Below are 19,720 nucleotides of genomic sequence, written 5' to 3'. Positions count from 1 at the left end.
TTGCTGTGGGCGGCAATCTTTGTTCGAAGATTGTCCGATACCCGCAGACCATGCCATGATGTCAACGGAATATCCTGAGGGTCCGGGGGGACGACTATGGAATGGTTCCTGATCGGCGCGGCGTTGGTTGCGTGGCTGATCTATCTAGGACGCAAGCAAAGTCTCGCAGAAGAGGCGCCGCAGCGCTCACACCGATCTGTGCAGGACCGGTCTGCGCCGACGAGCGAACGGATTGCGTCGCCGCAGCAGCCTTGGCAGGACCCGCGATCTCATCCTGGCGGGCGTTTCACCGAAGGAAGCAATCAGTGGGAGCGGCGCCCGGTCACGCCCAGCATGCTCGCAGGCGATAGCGGTCGTCAGTCGAAGGCTCCGGCAAAATGGATAGCTTCCGGAGAAAGCGTTCGGGTGGCGGGAGTCTCAATCAACTCGGGCATGTTCTATCTCGGCGCGTCCTTCGCCGGAAAATCCGGTGCCGAGAACTGCCTGGTTGATCCAACATGCCACGTCGGCTCCGTAAGAGGTGATCCCGAAGGCAGGACGTTGCCCTACTGGCCATCATACCAATCGATCTCCCCCGGGGCGCGCCGGACGTATCTCGAATGGCTTGCAGGAAGCAGGAACGATCCTTCGATCGGCATAGGCTACGTCTTCATATTCTTCTATGGCCTCGAACGTCGTCTCTTCGTCGACGAGGCCAGGAACGAGGCGCCGGCGATGGCAGCGGAGGTCCGGCGCCTTCTTGCGCTCCATGGCGAGAACTACTCCTTCAAGGGCTACGTTTCGAAGTTCCTGGACGTGGCGGATTTGATGGCGAACCCGGATATCTCCCGGCCGGCACTCTCGCCAGATTTGAGGAGCGGCTACGAGATGCCGTTGTCCGTAAGGCTGCATCTCGGACGAAAGCTAGGTTCCAAGCTTCCTTTCGACAGCACTGATGCGCTTCTGTGGGTATTGTCCCTTCCGGACACGCAGCTCCGTAAGCCTGCAGCTAGATGCTTCGAGGAACTCGCCGAACTCTGGCATGTGCGGTTCGCGTCGCGGTATCCGGACGGGCTGAAGGTCAATTCGCCGAGGACGAAGATCAAAGTCGAATACCGGGCGGCGAGCGGAGGCTTCGGGGGCAGGGTGGACCTGTCGGATAGCGAGCTCGGACCGCTTCCCGACGTCGCTGCCCTTTCCGCGCCAATCGATGGACTGAGAGACCTTCTCAACGCGTGTACAGACGAGCTTGCCGCTTACAGCCGTCTTCTTGGAAAGAAACCTGAGGCCAAGGATACCGTTGAGGCCGCTTTCCTCTTGCCCAAGGAGATTCTGATGTCCGGCTCGAGGACCGGAGCCGCAGCGCTCAAGCGCGTTGACGATCTTTTTGGCGATCACAGGATCGCCGGGGTCAAGGTGACGCGGCTGGCGCAAGCCCTGGGAATGGAAATCCCGCCCAAGGGAAAACTCGGCGCAGTCCTATGCAACCAGATCGGCGCCTTGATGGACAAGCTGGATGTTGGCTTCGAGCCGGACCGCAGGTACGGCTCGCGCGGCTTGGAAGCCGACGGCTACATTCTGCTGTTCAAGGCGAAGGAAGGGGCTCCCGTGGACGGCGAGTTCTCCGCCTATGCTGCCGCCAGGGCGATGGTAGAGGTGGCGGCACTGGCGGCCGTTTCCGATGGAAAGGTCGAGCCCAGCGAATTCGAATCGATCAAGGCGGACATCCGTTCGTTTCCAGGCGTGGGAGGCGTCGAGCGCGGCAGGCTGATGGCGTACGCCAGCACGCTTCTCAGGGACCCGGCGGCGCAGCAATCCGCCATCAAGAAATTGGGCAGCATCGGTGCGGATGCCCGCGCCAGCGCCGTCCGATCGGCCACGTCGGCCGTCCTGGCGGATGGCCACGCGGCCCCTGACGAGGTGAAGTTCCTCGAGCGGCTGTACAAGGCGCTCGGCTACCCGGTGGAGGATCTGTATTCCGCCCTCCATCGCGGGTCGGTCGCGCTGGACGAGCCCGTCGCCGTCGCTCCGGAGACGCGTGCGATCGGCATTCCGATCCCGGCGCAGCCTCCTGCACCTCCCTCGGGCGGTGTCAGGATAGATCGCGGTCGCCTGGAGCGGATCAAATCGGAGACCACGGCCGTGTCGGAGCTTCTCGCGGGCATCTTCATCGAAGAGGAGCCGCCAGCCTCTCCCCCTCAAATCAGGGAACCTGTAGCTGCGGAAGGGAAGTTCGCCGGTCTCGATGGCGCTCACGCCAAATTGCTGAGCCTTCTGGCCGAGAGCGGCGAACTTGACCGGCAAGAGTTCGAAGACGAGGCACGGAAGCTTCGGCTGTTGCCCGACGGAGCGATCGAAACGATAAACGAATGGGGTTTCGACAGGTTCGACGAACCTATAGTCGATAGCGACGAGCGCGTTTCAGTCGGCGAGCATCTCAGGGACAAGCTGCAGCAAGCGAGGGTGGAAGCATGACGACCGTGACGACTATCAAGACGCGCGATCGCGACGCCATTCTGCAGGCGCTCGCCGCCGGAGTCGTCCCCAAGACGGGACTTCGTCATGTGCAGGTCGGCCGTGCCGCCGAGGTGGGAGCGTTGGTCCGGGATATCGACCGCATCTGCGACGGTGGCGCGGCGATCCGTTTCGTGATCGGCGAATACGGTGCCGGCAAGACCTTCTTCCTGAACCTCGTGCGCCTGGTCGCACTCGAGCGCAAATGCGTCACGATCCACGCCGACCTTGCGCCCGACCGCAGGATTCATGCGACGGCAGGCCAGGCGAGGGGACTCTATGCCGAAGCCGTCCGGAACATGGCGACGCGGACCCGGCCCGACGGCGGCGCACTGCCGAGCGTGGTCGAGCGCTTCGTGACGGACTGCATCCAGGAGGCGGGACAAGCGGGCGTGCCGGTCGAGAGCATCATCGACCAGCGTCTCGCGCACCTGCAGGAACACGTCGGCGGCTATGACTACGCGACGGTCCTGAAGGCGTACTGGAAAGGAAGCGAAGAGGGCGACGAGGTTCTCAAGGCCTCGGCCCTCCGGTGGCTGCGCGGGGAATACTCCACGAAGACGGAGGCGCGCCAGGCGCTTGGCGTCCGAAACATCATCGATGACGACAACCTCTATGATTCCCTCAAGCTGCTGGCAGCGTTCGTGAAGCTTGCAGGATACGCCGGGCTGTTCGTCGTCTTCGACGAAATGGTGAAGCCAGTCGCGCTCGACCTCATCGCCGACCATATGTTCGCGACGCTTCGCGGAGCGAACAACCTTGTATTCGCCGGGTCGCGCAGGCGCGTGGAGGCCCTGGCAGACAGGCTGCGGACGCGATCCGAAAATGGCGGTGTTCCGAACGAGTTCTTTCCCCATCATGGCAGCCTCTCGAAGGAATTGCGGGAGGAGCTCGAAGACAGGCTGAAGCAGTCCAACCTACCCACGACAGAGGTCGCGACGACGACGCTGGAACTCGGCATCGATATCGGATCCATCAAGTCCGTGGCCCAGGTTGGGGCGCCGCGGTCGCTCGCGTCGCTTCGCCAACGTCTGGGGCGCAGTGGCCGGCGGCGCGGCGTTCCTGCAATCCTTCGCGTGTATGTGCGAGAACGAAATCTTGGACAGGATTCCGACCCACTCGACCACCTGAGACTGGAGACGGTGCGTGCCGTTGCCGCGGTGCGCCTGCTCGTCGCCAAGTTCGTGGAACCACCATCCATCGTCGACGCCGTTGCGACCGTCGCGCTTCACCAGACTGTTTCCTTGATCGCTCAGGAGGGCGGACTACGCGCTGATCGTCTTTTCGAGACGATATGCTCGGCTGGCCCGCTTTCCGTGTTGGGAAAGGACGATTACATCGAGCTGCTGCGCGGCATGGCTTCGGCAGACAACCGGCTGCTGGAGCAGGCGCCGGATGGTACGGTCATGCTCGGCGAAATCGGGGAGCGGCTTACGGCTGGCCGCGACTTCTACGCCGTGTTTTCGACGGACGAGGAGTGGCGGATCGTCTGCGGCGGGCGGACGCTTGGCGCCATCCCGATCTCGAACCCGGTCGCCGTTGGAGTGGTAATCGCGTTCGCCGGGCAGCGCTGGCGCATCGCATCGGTGGACGACCGCAGCAAGGTGCTCGAGGTCGAGCGGCATCGGTCCGGAAAGATTCCTCAGTTCGACAACGTGATGAGCGAACCTGTACACGACAGGCTTTCGTCCGAGATGCGAGCGGTCCTGGAAGGTGACGACGTTCCAGCCTATCTCGACATGGCCGCCGCCGACTTCCTGGGGCAGGGGAGGGAAGCCTATCTGGAGCTCGGGCTGCAGCGGACCAGATTCCTGCCGGCGGGGAAGGATACGCACATCCTGACCTGGAGAGGTACCGAAGCCAATGCAGTTCTCGCCTTCACGTTGGTTTCGGCGGGCCTTGAATGCGCGGTGCACGACGTCGGCGTGACAGTTCTGGAGACTACGCCTTCAGAAGCCGAGGCGGTCCTTCGTCAAGTAGCTGAACGCCCACCGGATATTCAGTCCATTTCGGAGTTCGTCGAGAACCTCGAGACAGCGAGGTTCGACGGTATGGTCCCTGAACCACTCTTGAGAAGGCTGTGGGCCAAGGCGCGCGCGAACATAGGGAAAGAGATCGGCGCTGTCGCGACCGAACTACTCAATCCGCGAGGCTAAGCGGTGCTTGGAGAAGAAATTGTTGCAAAGCGAGGCAATCGGACCGCCGGGCAAATGCGGTTCAGCCGCACCCTAAACAGGAGGAATGACGCATGGCGAGGCAGCATTCAACGCCTCTGGTTATCTCCGGCGATGGAGCTTCGGTAGTGACTGCAAGGCTCCTCGAGCTTGGCCGAGGGGGACATGGCGTGACCGAGGCGGCGATCCAGGACCTCATTCATCGCTTTCCATCCTGCCTGCCCATCGCCGAGATCGATCCGTTATTCGCTAATCCGGTACCCATTTGCCGAGAGCTTTCGACGCCGGCTGGTCCAATCGACAACTTCATGGTCACGCCTACAGGCCTGCCAGTGCTCGCTGAGTGCAAGCTTTGGCGCAACCCAGAAGGCAGGCGGGAGGTAGTTGGGCAGATTCTCGACTATGCGAAGGAACTAGCGCTGTGGACCTCATCCGACCTGCAACGCGAGACCAGCCGAAGAGTAGGCAGAGAAGGAAATGTCCTCCTCGATCTGGTGCGGGCAGCAGGAAACGATGTGGACGAGATCAGCTTCAATGATGCGCTGACACTGAACCTGAGGCGAGGACGGTTCCTGCTCCTGATTGTAGGTGATGGTATTCGCGTCGGGGTAGAGACGATCGCGGAGTATCTACAAGGCCATTCCGGCCTTCATTTTACGTTGGGCCTCGTCGAAATGCCGATCTACGAGCTGGCAGACGGGACTCGGATCGTCGTGGCGCGTGTTCTCGCGAAGACGCAGACAATTGTGAGGAGCGTTATCGCCCTGCCGGATGGCCTCGCTCTGTCTGAGGACGAAGAAGAGGAATCCTCTGGTCCCGTCGAGACATCGGAAAGAAGAGCCGGGCGGGAGCGGCGCAACGCCATCAGGCAGAGCTTCTGGCAAGATTTCCTGTCGGGACTCCATCTCGACGATCCGGATCAGATGCGGCCGCCACCTGCCCTTGGCGGCCATATCGTCTTCAAGTTCGGAGCGCCCGGTGGTTCGAGTTGGTTGACGGTCTACCGTGATATGCGCGCCAACCGCGTCGGTCTGGACCTATCTTCCAACCGTAACTCTGTGGGCGAGCGCGCGTCGAAGGCCCTGGCCCCTCAGGCAGAGGAGTTGGCTGCGGAATTGGGTCCAGGGGTGACGATCGATTTTGCGGGCGACAGGCCAATCATTGCTCAGGACTACACCCGTGCAGGACCTGGAGAATCCAGAAGACCGGGCACGGGCCCTGAACTGGCTTCAGGAGCGGACAAACGCGTTTGTAAACGCACTTCGGCCGCGCATCCGATCGGCGCTTCGCGATTTAGTGGAGGAATGAATTTGGCCGCGCACTCACTGTAAATACCCATTGCACACCATCGCTGGCCCACCCCTCATACCGCACTGATAAAGCCAGCTGTGCGCTGAGCGACAGACGCTCAGAAAGGCATTCTGGTCGGTTGAAGTCGACGTCGATGGCGCTTGATCGGGCAAGTGCAGATGTTAGATATTGCACGAAGTAAGTCGTCGACTATTGAGAAAAGCCACCGACGTCATGCGCCGTAATGCCGCGCTAGCTCGGTAGTTGCGTTTCGTTCAGTAAAAATGGAGACCTGTGTCCGGTCATTAACAAGCCTTGGCGAATGGTTAATGGGTAGCCTTCGGTTGATCGTTCTTGTTTTGTCCGATGAATTTGGGTAAGGCGAACGGATAACTCTATTCGCTTACCAGCCTTGCAAGCTCCGGCTCGCGTATTTTAAGTAGAGTGAAATCGTATGTGTCGGGGGGCACTTTCATGTCGAGCGCCATAAAGAAAAAGACTGCTGCGAATATTTCTGTCTTGGACACGTTGAAACTACTGGATGGTGAGTTTCACGAGGTGGCCGAAGGCGTTGCCAAGGGCGAATATGCCCTCTGGCTTGGTTCCGGAATATCTCGCGAGCGCGTGCCCGATCTGCGCATCGTGGCGCGACGCGTCCTCGACTACCTGTCGAAAGAAGCGCGCGCAGAAGCTGATGACGGTCCGTTCAAGCGGGCACTTAGCAAGGCCTTGGACTACGCGCTCACTACTGCGGAAAAGGTCGGGGTCGATCAATCTGTTGAGCCCGCGCAGTGGCCTAATGTTGACACCATCGTCGACCGATTGGTCGGAAAATATGCGCTGCTTCTGGACCTGCGGATCGCAGGGAAACGGTCGGATCACTTGGTGTGGGACATCGTGGATGTTCGTAACACCTACGCCAACGACAATCTTGAGCCCGACTGCGAGCATATTGCGATTGCGGTGCTTGCACTTGAAGGAGTCATTCCGAAGGTGGCGTCGGCGAATTGGGATGGGTTGGTGGAAAAGGCCGCTGCGTCTATTACAAACGGAAATCAGGATATCGTCGCCATCATGGTGCGGGCCGATGATATTCCCGGCGCAAACGGCAGGACGCACCTTCACAAGTTTCATGGCTGCGCGGTTCGTGCTAAGCAAAGCGAGGAGCTGTACCGCGAGTACATCGTGGGAAGAGATCAGCAAATCACGGACTGGCCGAACGACCCGAAGTTCGCGCTGATGAAAAATCAACTCGACGGCATGAGCGTAACGTATCGCACGCTCATGATCGGGCTGTCAGCGCAAGACTCTAACATCAAGGATATTTTCTCGGCCGGGCGCGCGATGCTGAAACGCGCGTGGCCCGCTCATCCTCCTGCTTATGTTTTTGCCGGCGACGAATTGGGCGCTGAGCAGGGTACGATGATCAAGAGCGTCTATCAGGACGACTACGACAATCATCAAGAGGAAATCGAGAAAGGCGCGAAAATACCCGCGTATGGCAAGCCACTCCTGTCCGCGCTGGTATTAAGCGTGCTCAGTCAGAAGTTGGCTAGTTTCATTCGCCTTGCCAACGCACCGTTGCTCCTCGCGCCAGAGCGGAAGAGAATCGCCGACGGCGCGATGGAGATACGTGATCTGATCGCCGCGTTAGCGGGCGATAGCAGTGACGACAAGCGCAATTTCGTCAACGGGCTTGTCGCGGGCATCACACGCAATCTCGCGATGTTTAGAGGCGACAACCATGCTCTCGTCAACAGGGTATATGGGCCTGTTGGCACCGTTCCAATTGGCCAAATGGGGAACGATCCCAATCTTCAGAACTCCGGCATGCCGGAGCTGGCGATGTTTGTGGGAGCAGTCGGGCTAGGAACGGCAGTTGAGGGATGGACTCTAACGCAGCCTGTCGGTGGTCCAGATGTTGGAAGCTTCTCCATTTCGACGCCTGCGTCGGTTGCCCCGCAGAAGGTCTTCGTGGTTTCAAACAATGAAACAGTATCGAAGCTAGTCGGCGAGGGCGTTCTAGACGAGAGTGACACGAACACGATCGTCGCCGTTTGCTCCGCGCCAGTCCCTCGCCGCCAGACAAACCCGTCGGCGACCTACGGTCGGGCAGGTAAGGATGATGCCCCGTCGGGGTGCCGTGAATTCAGCTTCAAGAGTCTCGTGGAGAATGCCACCGGCGCTGACCATTTGCTGGCGCGCCTGAAAGAGGAGGCAACGCTGTGAGCTTATCGACACAAGCGCCTGTCGAGCGGATCGTTTCGATCCTAGAAGCATCGAATGCCTTTCGGCGCGTCCCCACACCGATCAAGATCGGCAATGTCCCATTCGACTTCGCCGCGGTGTTGATCGGCAAGGACAAGAATCCTGACTTGGTCGTAATTATCGACACGATCAACGAGGAGATTCAGCGAACGCGCCAGAAGATCGGCGGTCTCGGCCGCGCAATGGATGTGGTAGGCTCGCGTCGTCCGGTAACGGCGATTCTGACAGGACCGCGGCCTGATGAAAACACGCTAGAGTCGATCGCTCGCGTTTGCCGCGTTCTGCCAGTAGGCACACCTACGGGAACCAAGGACGACGAAGTGCTCGAAGACTGGCTTTCGGTTCTATTGCCGCTGCCGATCGCCCCACAATCGGGGATCGCGGCCGATCCGATTGGCGAAATAAAGAAGCTTCTGCCAACGACTCTGGATCATTCGCTCGCGGACGTCGTGCTGCAGGTTTCGCCGCGGGGCCCTAAGGCTGTCCAGCAGGAATTGAAGCGGAGGCTCACCGTTCCTTTCGCGATTGCGGCGAAGAAGCTCGGCGAGGACGAATGAGCAATCTCGATGATGCCCTCCAGCTATCTGTCACTGATTTCCGCAGTATCGCGGGAACGGTCACCGTTCAGCTCGACGCTCCGATTATTCTGATCCACGGGCCTAACGGGACCGGAAAGACTAGTTTGCTCTCCGCGCTTGAGTTGGCCCTTACCGGCGACATCAGGTCGATGCGCGACGACGACACGAACTTTGCTCGTCATATCGTTCATGAGGGCGCGAGCGAGGCTAAGGTCGCCCTCACGGGACGACACGCGCCGACGCCGGCGGTTGGCAATTTTGTCATCGGGGGCGGCGTTTTAACCGGAACTCCGTATCTGGATGCACGCGATCGGAAGTTTTTCGCCGAGCGATGCTATCTGGCCCAGTCGATGCTTGGGCGACTGCTTGACATCTACCAAAAGTCTAAGGTCGAAGATGGCGAAAGCGCGCTTACGCAGTTCGTCAAGGATTTGCTTGGATTAAACCAGCTAGATGCGCTGGTAGACGGTCTGCATGATGCTGGTCACAAAAGCCGAACCAAAACGCTCGTTCCGGAGTACCGGGCCTTCGAGACGAGGATCGAGCGGACGGCCCAGGACATCGTTCAGCTCACCTCAGAGCTTTCCGAGCTGAACCAAAGCCGGGCAACAGCTCTTGCCCCAATGAACGTTGCCCTCGCGGCACTCTTTCCGGGCGAGACGCCGGATACTTTTGACTTCGGAACCGTGGGCGATCGTCTTCGAGCTCTTTCGAGTGACAATGGTCTTGTCGAGGCAACGCGTCGCCTTACGGAGCTACGGTCGCTCGATAGCGCCTGGGCGAAGTTGCCAAAGGATGCGGAGGCCAGCGAGCGGACCGACGTGGAGGCCGCAGAACTTGCCGCTGTCCAGGCAGCCGATGGTTGGCGCGCCTCGACTGGCTTCCAACTCGAAGAAGTAATCGTATCCCTCCGCGCCACGTTCCCGGATTTGCCATCTTGGTCGTCAACCGATCCGGCATCGGCGGCCGAGACTGCCGGTCAGCGTGTCGCTAACGAATTGACTCGCATCAAAGGCCTGCTCGATAGGGACGACGCCGCCGGAAAACGCGAAGATGAACTGAACGAGTCGGTCTCGAAGGAAGAGGCGCGCGGTCAGCTTATTGACAGTCAGCTGGCGGGTGTCGCGAAGGACGCCGGTGACTTTGCGGGTGCGCTCGCCGCGCTCCTTCCGCACGTCCACACCGAGGACTGCCCGGTTTGTGGCCGCGATTTTTCACAGATATCGCCCACCGAGCCTCTTTCGGTTCACTTGCAAAAAACCATCGCGCAGTTGACCGCGGACGCAGGAAAACTGTCGGAACTGTCGAACGAAAAGTCGTCCTCCGGTGGTCGGTTGGCGCAGCTGCGTCGCGAACTTGGCTCGCTGAAATCGCAACGAATCGCGGACGATGCCAGAGCTTCCATGATAATGGTGCAAGCGAATATGTCGGAGGCGAAGGTAGCGTTGGACCGCTTGGCCACTTCGGCCGCGAGCGGCACGGCGCTGCTTACGCACGAGGCGTCATTACGCGGGCGGCTTGCCAGTTTCCGAGAGCGAGATCGCTCGGCGTCTGATCTACGCAACTCGCTTATTCGCATTGCCGACGAACTGGCGCGCCAAGACTTGGCCAACGAGCCATTCGACTCAATGCTTAAATCGTTGGTCGAGCAAGTTCAGGCCAATGTGACGCGCCTAAACGCGTTGCAGTCGCAAAAGTCGGTTGCGTTGCAATCATTGCAGACGGTTCTATCCATCGATCAACGTCGTGCAATTGTTTCGGGCGAGCTCTCAAAGGCACGCGACACGCTTGTCATACTGAAGGCGGCTGTTGCCGAGCTTGAGAAGCTCAAGGCGCAGGCAAAGATACTAGGGGAGACCGCTCAAAGTGCCCGAACGTCGATCGTGCGGCGTGTGTTCAACGACTCGCTCAACAAGTTGTGGCGCGACCTGTTCATCCGGCTTGCTCCGACTGAACCATTCGTGCCTGCATTCAAGGTTCCCGAAACGGATTCTAAGGATTTTGCCAAGCTCGAGACTGTGCACCGCAACGGCAAAAAGGGAGGCACGCCGGGCTCCATGCTCAGTGCTGGAAATCTGAACACCGCCGCGCTGACGCTGTTCCTCGCGTTGCATTTCTCGGTCGGTACGAGATTGCCATGGCTGGTACTGGATGATCCGGTGCAGAATATGGACGAGGTCCACATTGCACAGTTCGCGGCTTTGCTGAGAACGATTTCCCGCGCACACGGTACGAAAGTAGTCATAGCCGTGCATGAACGGACGCTCTTCGACTACCTGAAATTGGAGCTAAGTCCCGCATTTGAGAAGGACCGTCTTCTGGCGCTTGAGCTTCGTCGGACAGCGGGAGAATCCACCCGAATCGTGCCTGACCTAGTCACCTACTTGGTGGACGCTGTGGCGGCGTAGCAGACTGCAGCGAAAACTTATAACCGCTCGCACGTTGGAAGCGCAAACCGCGGACGCCTTGCTCCGGCGAAATGCGGCCGACCCGACGCTGCAGCCAGTGCCCAACGAACGTCGCGGCGCCAACTCGAGGTCGACGAAGGAACGGCCGCTCGACCCCATGCTGCCATCCGTTCTCGGCCCCAACCTTCACAGTGGTTGCCCGTCACCGAACTAAGCCACAGCTGCTGGCTTCGAAACACATAAGCCGCTACTCCATGTTCACGCTTCGTGCTTCGAAAGTCGCATTAAGGGCAATGTGGAACTGCTCAAGATCAGGCTTCGTTACCGCGATTGCAACCATGGCTGTGGCCAGCAGTACCTGCAAGGTGCTTCACAGGCCTGTGTGCGAGCGTGATCTTTGCCGACACCGAGAGCGCCCTTGACAGGGATATGACAAGGGCACCGTCAGCCTGTTGCATCGCGCAACCGGCCGCATTGAACCCGAACTTGACGACAGAGATCGCACAAAGGCGGCTTCATGCTGAACAGGTCATGGCGGCGGCCCCGAAGACTTCCGAACTAGAAGTTGAGGTTCGATCGAGACATCCTTGCGAACCTTGCGCCCGCCCTCAAGCTGTTCAGTGATGCAGCCTATCGCCTCTCTGGCGCTCAGCTCCAGCGGCTGCCGCACGGACGTAATCGTGGGCGCGAGCAATTCGCCGACGCTGATGCCGTCGATACCAACCACGGAAATCTGGTCGGGAACCGAGATTTGGCGCTCTTTCAACGCCTCGATCGCTCCGAGCGCGGTCATGTCGTTGAAGGTCACTATAGCGGTCGATTTCGGATGTTCGAGAAGAATGGTGTTCACGCCCGCTCTTCCCAGTTCCGCCAGTTCCTTGCCGGAGAACCTGGGAACGCCTTCTGATGCGTCAGGCATCACCAGATGGCAGTCTTCAAGTCCATGGCTAGCCACGGCCTCCAGGAAGCCTTCGGCCTTGGATCTGCGGCTGAAGGTCGTCGTGCTGAAATCGGCTATGTAGGCGATGCGGCGGTGCCCCAGCATCACCAGGTGGTCGACAGCAAGGCGGATCGCCTTCCGGTGATCGATCGACACGAAATCCACAGACGGAGGAAGCTGGTCCAACTGCTTTTCGTCGACGGCGACAACGCAGAGACCCATCTTCACGTAGCCGGCCAGTTCGTCGTTCGTCACCAGGGCTGACGAGCAAATTACCCCACGCACGCCCAGCGCAGATAGGCCGACCCAAAAATCCCGCTCGTTCGAGGCATCCTGCAACGTGTTGCAAAGGATAATCCGGAATCCCTGTTCCTTTGCGGCCTGCTCCATGGCCACCGCAAGCTCTCCGAAGAACGCGTTCGCCACAGTCGGGACGAGCAGGCCGATCATCGGTGTCTTGCCGGTCTTCAACTGAAGTGCCGCGTGGCTTGGAACATAGCCCAACTGTTTGATCGCCTGCTCTATCCGCTCCTTCGTCTCTGGGCGCATGTGATGAAGGCGGTTGTTGAAGAAATTTGAGATGCTGGTGGCGGATACGCCAGCCGTCCTTGCTACGTCCTGGATCGTGACTCTTCCCATGCCGCCTCCTGCACACACCATTTCGATCAGGGCAACTGATTTCATCGTCTGAGAGTGCGGTTCAACGATATATCAATATTCTGTTGACACCGACAGGTGGTTGTGTATCGATACACAAGAGGCCGCTGCAGAGACAGCTAAAGACGGCCGCGGACCTCAAAGGTTCAACCGCTAGAGGGAAAAACGATGAAAAACCAGCGTGATAGCCGGACGTCGCGTGTCCGCAGCTTGCTTGCCGTCCTGCCAGTCGTCCTGACGGCCGCGTTTTCGCTCACCTCAACAACTTCGGCGGCCAACGCCGAGGACAAGCAGCTAGTGTTCTACGAGGCGAGCCACGCCTGGCTCGGCCATCCTTTCTGGAACGTTCTCAACAAGGGAATGCACGACGCCGCCGACAAGTACGGCGTCAAAGTCGTCAGCCTTCAGGAAAACTCGCCACCGAATTCGGCCCAGCAGTCGGAGAAGATCGACCGCGCCATCGCCGCCGAGCCCGATGGTCTCATCGTTTCCCTCCCCGACGCCAAGGGCGTCCAAGCGAGCCTGAAGCGCGCGACTGAAAAGGGGATTCCGATCATCGCCATGAACGTGGGCGATACCCGTCCGGTCGGTGAGCGTATCCCTTACCTGTTCTACATCGGCGGCGACGAAAGACTGGGCGGCGAAAGGGCTGCGGAGTACATTCTCAGCCACAAGAAGCCGACGTCGGGCATCTGCGTGAATACCAACGCGGGCCAGTCAGGCCTGGTGGCGCGCTGCGAAGGCTTCACGGACACCTACAACAAGGCCGGCCTCAAGGCCGACACCATCGTGGTGCCGCCCGACAGTCCGACCCAGGCCGCCGAGCAGTTCCGCGCCTACCTGACCGCCAACCCCGACATCTCTTCCGTCTTCGTCGTGGATCCAACCTACACCATCGAGATCATGAAGGTGCTTCAGGAGGCCGGAAAGATCGACAGCGTCACCCTCTTTTCCTACGACATGTCGAACGACGTCATCAATGCGATCGAGAAGGGCCAGATTCTCGGCACAATCGACCAGCAGCAGTACCTTCAGGGCTACCTGGCGGTCGAGTTCCTCTATCTGAACAAGAAGTACGGGTTTACGCTCGCCCAAGACGTGCTGACTGGTCCGGCCATCATCGACAAGGACAATGTCGCGACCGTCAAGGCGAACGTCGCCGCCGGCTATCGGTGAGGCGAGAAGGGTGAGCGCGCTCCCCGCTCACCCTTCAATTCGGAGGAAAGTATGCAAACGTTGAAGACGACGGCTGTCGCACCCGATGTCGGGCCGCGGCCTGGCCACAAATTCCGCCGCTTGATCTCGCAAACGCCTTGGGTAGGTGCGGCCATTTCCGCCTTGGTCGTCTTCGTCATCTTCCTGACGGTGGCGCCTCATTTCAGCTCGGCGGAATCGCTGACTTCAGTGGCCATCGTGGCGGCTCAGCTCGGGATCGGGGCCGCGGGCGTGACACTGCTGATGATCGCCGGAGAATTCGACCTCTCCATCGGGTCGGTGCTTGCGCTGACGTCTATTATCGCTGCGTTCCTGACGTCGGTCGCGGGCGTGAGCGTTCCCGTCGCCCTATGCGGCGCGCTGGCAAGCGCAGTTCTTATCGGCCTGCTGCACGGCACGCTTGTGCTCTATGCGTCCATACCGTCGTTCATAGTGACGCTCGGCGGCCTCATGTTCTGGCGCGCCATGGTCTATCTGATCTCGGGCGGATATCCTGTTTCGGCGCCCGCCGATTCAGCCGTCCTGACGTGGATGTCCCAGCGTTTCGCGAACGGCCTCAGCATGGGGCTTCTGTGGTCGCTCGTCGTTCTCCTGATCGCGCACTGGGTCCTGACCAACACCAAGTTTGGCAACTGGATATATGCCACCGGAGGCAATGTCGCCGCCGCCCGGTTGAAGGGCGTGCCTATAAACCAGTTGAAACTGACCCTGTTCGTGATGACAGCGGTTTTGGCCTGCTTCTCCGGGCTTGTCCAACTCGGCCGTTTTGGAACCGTCGACGCCAACCGCGGCTCCGGCCTGGAACTCGAAGCCATCGCCGCGGCCGTCATCGGCGGCAGCAGCCTTCGCGGCGGTGTCGGCAGCGTGCTTGGGACCCTGCTCGGGTGCTTGACGATCGCGATGATCCGGCAAGGGCTTGCCCTGATAAACATGCCGCCGGCAGTCTACCAGGCACTGCTCGGCGCGCTGCTTGTTTCCGCAGTTCTTATCAACCGGGCGATCGAGAAGAGGAGCCGCTCATGAACTCGGCGGAGGTACTCCTCGACGTTCGCAACGTCGCAAAAAGCTACGGACATATCGAGGCAGTCAAGGACGTTTCCTTCGCTGTCGGCAAGGGCAAGGTGCTTGCCCTTCTGGGCGACAACGGCGCCGGGAAGTCCACCCTAATCAGCATGCTGAGCGGAGTGGTTTCGCCAGATCGTGGCAGCCTCCACTGGGAGGGCCGCCCGATCGACTTCCGTTCGCCGCAAGCCGCCCAGGACGCAGGCGTGGCGACGCTGTTCCAGAACCTTGCCCTCGTCGACGAGCTGAGCATCGCCAGGAACATGTTTCTTGGGCGCGAGGACTCCGTGACCAAGGGCTGGGGGCCGTTCAAACGTCTGGATCACGCAAAAATGCGGCGCGAAACTGAACAGGCCGCTATCTCGATGGGGCTTCGGCTGCGTAGCGCCGATGATCGTATCAGCGAACTTTCCGGTGGCCAGAGACAGAGCATCGCCATCAGTTGCGCGATCCACTTCAGCGCGAAGCTGATCATCCTGGACGAGCCGACCGCCGCGCTTTCCGTCCGTCAGCAGGAGCAGGTCCTGGACACGATCCGGGCGGTCCGGGACCGCGGGATTTCCGTAATCTTCATCACCCACAACGTGCACCACGTGCGGCCAGTCGCCGACGACATCGTCGTGCTTCGCAACGGCAGGTCGATCGCCGCCTTCGGGATCGACGAGGCGGATCCCGAACACGTCTCCGCGCTCATCCGAGGCAACGAGGAGCCGCGCCGGCATTAAGCGCGGCCAGCAAGGATCTGGAACATTGAGAGGATGGCCAGGGGAATATGCGTATGTCTGACCCAAGCCAAACTCTCGACCAGCTGACCATGGTCGTCCTTCAGAAGCGCTTCGAGGCGATCAACCGGGAAATGGCATATACGCTGGCCCGGACAGGCCGATCGGGAGTGCTGAACACCGCGCTCGATTTCTCGTGCACTATGACGGATGCCCGGCATCGCACTGTGAGCGCGGGGCAGGGTCTTCCCATACACACCGGCGCAGCCCATCTGGTGCCGAAGGCCGTTCGTGACCGATACGGTGACAACGTCCGCGAAGGCGACTGCTTCATCAACAACAGCAGCTACCTGGGCAATACACACTGCGCCGACGTGACGCTATGCGCTCCCGTCTTTTTCGACGGCAGGCTCATGTTCTTCTCGATCGCCCGCGCGCACCTCAGCGATATCGGGTTTCCGACCCCTACGACCTACGGATCCCTCTGCAGGGACTACTATGCCGAGGGTCTGACGCTTCCCTGCCTGAGAATCCAGGCCGACTATCGAGACAACTTCGAGCTGGTGGAACTCTGCAAGGCTAACATCCGCGCTCCCGAGCAGTTCTATGGCGACTACCTCGCGATGGTCGGAGCGGTGCGTACCGGGGAACGCCGGGCCCGGGAGATGTGTGAGCGGTCCGGCGTCGAGACGGTGCTGGCGTTCCTGGACCAGTATCAGGAATACGCGTCCATGATGGCGAAGAGCGCAATCTCGCGGCTGCCGGCGGCCACGTTAAGCAAGCGCGCGATGCACGACGGCGTCAGCGAGGGTTTCGAGAGCGGTTTGCCCATTTCGGCGACGATGACGGTGGACCCGACGGCCGGCGAGATCACGATCGACCTTACGGACAACATCGACTGCCTTCCGATCGGCCTGAACATGACCGAGGCGACCGTCACCGCCAGCTGCCTGACCGCAGTGCTCAACATGCTGGGACCCGACGTGCCCAGGGCATCGGGTTCGTTCGACCGGGTGCGGATCAAGATGCGCGAGAACTCCGCGATCGGACTGCCGAGGTTCCCCGCGGCGACCAGTTCGGCGACCACCAATCTCGCTCACATCCTGATCGATCACATCCAGGCTATGTTCGCCGAGGTCACCGACACGCGCGGCACCGCTTACGGGACCGTCGGAAATCCCGCCTCCGCTCCCTGCGTCAGCGGTTTCGATTCCCGGCGCCAGGCGCCCTTCGTGAACCAGATGGTGCTCGGATACTGGGGCGGCCCCGCACTCGCCGGCCACGACGGTTGGCTCACATACGGAAGCGGAACGACGCAAGGCATGCTCTCCCAGTCCTCGGTCGAGGTCATGGAGCAGCAGCAGCCTCTGATCATCGAGAAGCTCGAGCTCCGTCCGGACTCAGGAGGTGCCGGCGAGTGGGAAGGCGCGCAGGGCTGCGACTGCGTCATCCGGGTGAGAGACGACGCGGTGACCTTTTCGGTCAACAGCGGCGGCGAGCAGTTTCCACCGGCCGGAGTAGCAGGCGGGCTGCCAGGCGGACAGACCAGAACGTGGAAGCGAGACCTGTCAGGCGCGCTGAGCGAGCTCCCGATCTTTTTCGACGTCACCCTTCGTCCCGGTGAGCGCCTGATCGCCCACGGAAGCGGGGGCGGCGGCTTCGGTGATCCAGGCAAGCGATCGCGGGAAAAGATCGAGAAATCGATTTCGGAAGGTCTGCTGACCGAAGCCCACGCGGCAAGGCTTTACGGCTATGCCCGGGCCGACCCAACGGCGGGAAGCCGTCCCTGCTCGGGAGATGCACTATGAATCTCACCATCTCCGTGGATGTGGGCGGTACGTTCACCGACATCGTGGTGGACGACCACGGAGCGCTCCGCTTCTACAAGTCGCTCTCGAACCACGACGACATTCCGCAAGGGATAATGGACGGGATTCAATACGTCGCATCCGACCGCGGCACCAGCGTCAGGGATCTTCTGAAAGCTTGCGCGACGTTCTCGTGCGGCACGACGGCGGCCACAAACGCCATTCTCGAACGCCGCACTGCCAGGACCGTCCTGATCTGCACCACGGGGTTCCGCGACGTGCTGCGCATCCGGGAAGGAGGCCGGGAAAACAGCTATGAGATATTCGAGGACTATCCCGACCCGCTAATCCCGAGACAGCTGACGTTTGCCGTCTCGGAAAGGATCAATGCGGAAGGCGGCGTCGAACTCTCCCTGGACGATAGAGAGGTTCGAGAGGTTCTGGCGCGCGTCAAGAAGACCGAACCCGAAGCCGTCGCAGTCGCCTTGATGTGGTCGGTGATGAATCCTAGGCACGAGCTGCGGGTCGGCGAACTGATCTCCGAGACATTGCCGGGTGTTCCATTTAGCTTGTCGCATCAGGTCAATCCCGCCGTGGGCGAATACCGCCGGACGTCCGCCACAGCACTCGACGCTTCGTTGAAGCCAGTTATGAAGGACAGCATCGGCACCCTCGCTACCCGGCTTGCCGATGCCGGATTCGAGCGAACGCCGCTCTTCGTCTGCTCCAACGGAGGAAGAACTTCCGGTGAGGTCATCGTCGACAAGCCTGTTTTCCTGTGCCTGTCCGGCCCTTCCGCCGCCCCGGGCGCTGCGATCCGCCTTGTCGGACACGCCGGCCTGCGCGAGCGCAACGTGATCTCCATGGACCTCGGGGGGACGAGCCTCGACGTCTGCATGGCGATCGACGGCGCGGTCGCGATGCAACGACAAGGAACGATCGCGGGACATGTCTTCGGCGTACCCTCGGTCGATATTTCGACGATTGCCGCCGGCGGAGGCTCGATTGCGAGGGTCGACGCCGGAGGCTTCGTACACGTCGGGCCGCAAAGTGCAGGATCCAAGCCTGGACCGGCTTGCTATGGCTTGGGTGGGGAACGGCCGACGCTTACCGATGCCAATCTGGTTCGCGGCCTTCTCGAGCCGGGTCGGTTCGGGGGCGGCCACCTCACGCTCGACCGCCAACGGGCTGTGGCTGCGATTTCGAAGCATGTGGCCGATCCGCTGGGAATTGGCGTCGAGGATGCTGCCGCGATCATCTCAGCCGTCGCCGAGCAGAACATGGTGTCGGCCATTGAAGACATGACTATGCGCAAGGGATTTGACCCTCGCGACTTCGTCCTCGTCTCCGGTGGTGCGGCAGGCGGTTTGCATGCTGCCAATCTGGCCAAGGAACTCGGCATTCGTAAGGTTCTGATACCGCGTGCGGGCAGCGTCTTGAGCGCGTATGGCATCTCGACGGGCGACATCAAGTTCGATTTCGGCAGGATCGCCCACAGCCGAAGCGACGCTTTCGATTTTGGTCTTGTGAATTCGACGCTCGCCGCACTGGTGGCCGAAGGAACTGCGTTCCTCGATTCAATGGGTATCGACGATGACAGGCGGGAGCTCCTGCTCGCGGCCGAGTGCCGCTACAATGGACAGGTCTGGCAGATACCCGTGCCCGTCGGTAGGCAGAGCCTCGACGCGCAAGCTCTCACCGAACTCGTCCTGGATTTCCACCGCTTGCACGAGCGGCTCTACTCGGTTGCCTCGCCTGCCGAGCCGGTCGAGTTTCTCGAATGGCGCATCCAGGCGGTCGGTCGGGTGCAGGTGCGGGCGCCAACGGGCGCCGCGATGGCCAATTTCTCGCGCCGGGTTTCCACGAAGAGACAGGTCTATCTTTCGCAAAAAGGAGGGTGGTCCACGATCGCCGCCTTCGATGCCGGCACGCTGCCAGCCGGAAGCGAGTTGTCGGGGCCGGCCATCGTTTCAGATTTGCTCACGTCAAACTTCGTGCCCGCGGGCAGTCGAGCAAGCACTACAGCCGAGGGCGGGCTGCTGATCTCGTTTGACTGACTGAGGCCGCGGGATATCGACGCAACACGCCTGCGACAGTCATCGATA

Annotated in this window: 12 protein-coding genes and 1 pseudogene; 12 read left to right on the top strand and 1 reads right to left on the bottom strand. The window is 60.6% G+C overall.

Going from position 1 to position 19,720, the window contains the following annotated elements:
* Window positions 1-96: 96 nt before the first annotated feature.
* From P9217_RS27730 to P9217_RS27700, 7 genes and pseudogenes are all read left to right on the top strand, one after another.
* On the top strand, window positions 97-2,454 hold the full coding sequence (locus tag P9217_RS27730; protein ID WP_336618917.1) for a TerB N-terminal domain-containing protein: 2,358 nt from the start codon (window positions 97-99) through the stop codon (window positions 2,452-2,454).
* Window positions 2,451-3,188, top strand: a pseudogene (locus tag P9217_RS27725) (BREX system ATP-binding domain-containing protein); the annotation flags it as partial. The gene P9217_RS27730 and the pseudogene P9217_RS27725, both read left to right, overlap by 4 nt.
* Window positions 3,183-4,649, top strand: a complete 1,467-nt coding sequence (locus P9217_RS27720) for a helicase-related protein (RefSeq protein ID WP_336618919.1) — start codon at window positions 3,183-3,185, stop codon at window positions 4,647-4,649. The pseudogene P9217_RS27725 and the gene P9217_RS27720, both read left to right, overlap by 6 nt.
* Before the next feature lie 188 nt (window positions 4,650-4,837).
* On the top strand, window positions 4,838-5,998 hold the full coding sequence (locus P9217_RS27715; protein WP_278055650.1) for a hypothetical protein: 1,161 nt from the start codon (window positions 4,838-4,840) through the stop codon (window positions 5,996-5,998).
* A 433-nt stretch (window positions 5,999-6,431) separates the two neighbouring features.
* Entirely contained in the window at window positions 6,432-8,186 is a 1,755-nt protein-coding gene (locus P9217_RS27710; protein WP_278055649.1) for an SIR2 family protein, read from the top strand.
* Window positions 8,183-8,782, top strand: a complete 600-nt coding sequence (locus tag P9217_RS27705; protein ID WP_278055647.1) for a hypothetical protein — start codon at window positions 8,183-8,185, stop codon at window positions 8,780-8,782. The genes P9217_RS27710 and P9217_RS27705 overlap by 4 nt, the downstream gene beginning before the upstream one ends.
* Window positions 8,779-11,211, top strand: a complete 2,433-nt coding sequence (locus tag P9217_RS27700; protein WP_278055645.1) for an AAA family ATPase — start codon at window positions 8,779-8,781, stop codon at window positions 11,209-11,211. Before P9217_RS27705 ends, P9217_RS27700 begins: the two co-directional genes overlap by 4 nt.
* A 529-nt stretch (window positions 11,212-11,740) precedes the next feature.
* Here P9217_RS27700 and P9217_RS27695 read toward each other — a convergent pair.
* Window positions 11,741-12,790: a LacI family DNA-binding transcriptional regulator gene (locus P9217_RS27695; protein ID WP_278055644.1), complete on the bottom strand. Its 1,050-nt coding sequence runs from the start codon at window positions 12,788-12,790 to the stop codon at window positions 11,741-11,743.
* A gap of 186 nt (window positions 12,791-12,976) precedes the next feature.
* On the opposite strand from P9217_RS27695, the gene P9217_RS27690 reads away from it, so the two are divergent.
* The 5 genes from P9217_RS27690 to P9217_RS27670 all read left to right on the top strand — a co-directional run bounded on the left by P9217_RS27690 (window position 12,977) and on the right by P9217_RS27670 (window position 19,672).
* Window positions 12,977-13,984, top strand: a complete 1,008-nt coding sequence (locus tag P9217_RS27690) for a sugar ABC transporter substrate-binding protein (RefSeq protein ID WP_278055643.1) — start codon at window positions 12,977-12,979, stop codon at window positions 13,982-13,984.
* Between the two features lie 162 nt (window positions 13,985-14,146).
* Window positions 14,147-15,046, top strand: a complete 900-nt coding sequence (locus P9217_RS27685) for an ABC transporter permease (protein WP_278055641.1) — start codon at window positions 14,147-14,149, stop codon at window positions 15,044-15,046.
* Window positions 15,043-15,810, top strand: coding sequence for an ATP-binding cassette domain-containing protein (locus P9217_RS27680; RefSeq protein ID WP_278055639.1), 768 nt, complete (start codon window positions 15,043-15,045; stop codon window positions 15,808-15,810). Before P9217_RS27685 ends, P9217_RS27680 begins: the two co-directional genes overlap by 4 nt.
* A 53-nt stretch (window positions 15,811-15,863) precedes the next feature.
* A complete protein-coding gene (locus P9217_RS27675; protein ID WP_278055638.1) occupies window positions 15,864-17,615 on the top strand; it encodes a hydantoinase B/oxoprolinase family protein in 1,752 nt (583 codons plus the stop codon).
* Complete coding sequence (locus tag P9217_RS27670) at window positions 17,612-19,672, top strand: hydantoinase/oxoprolinase family protein (protein WP_278055637.1); 2,061 nt, start codon at window positions 17,612-17,614, stop codon at window positions 19,670-19,672. Before P9217_RS27675 ends, P9217_RS27670 begins: the two co-directional genes overlap by 4 nt.
* Window positions 19,673-19,720: the final 48 nt, after the last annotated feature.

Source organism: Mesorhizobium sp. WSM4989 (assembly GCF_029625795.1).
Lineage (GTDB): Bacteria > Pseudomonadota > Alphaproteobacteria > Rhizobiales > Rhizobiaceae > Mesorhizobium.
This window is presented reverse-complemented; position numbering and strand designations above follow the sequence as displayed.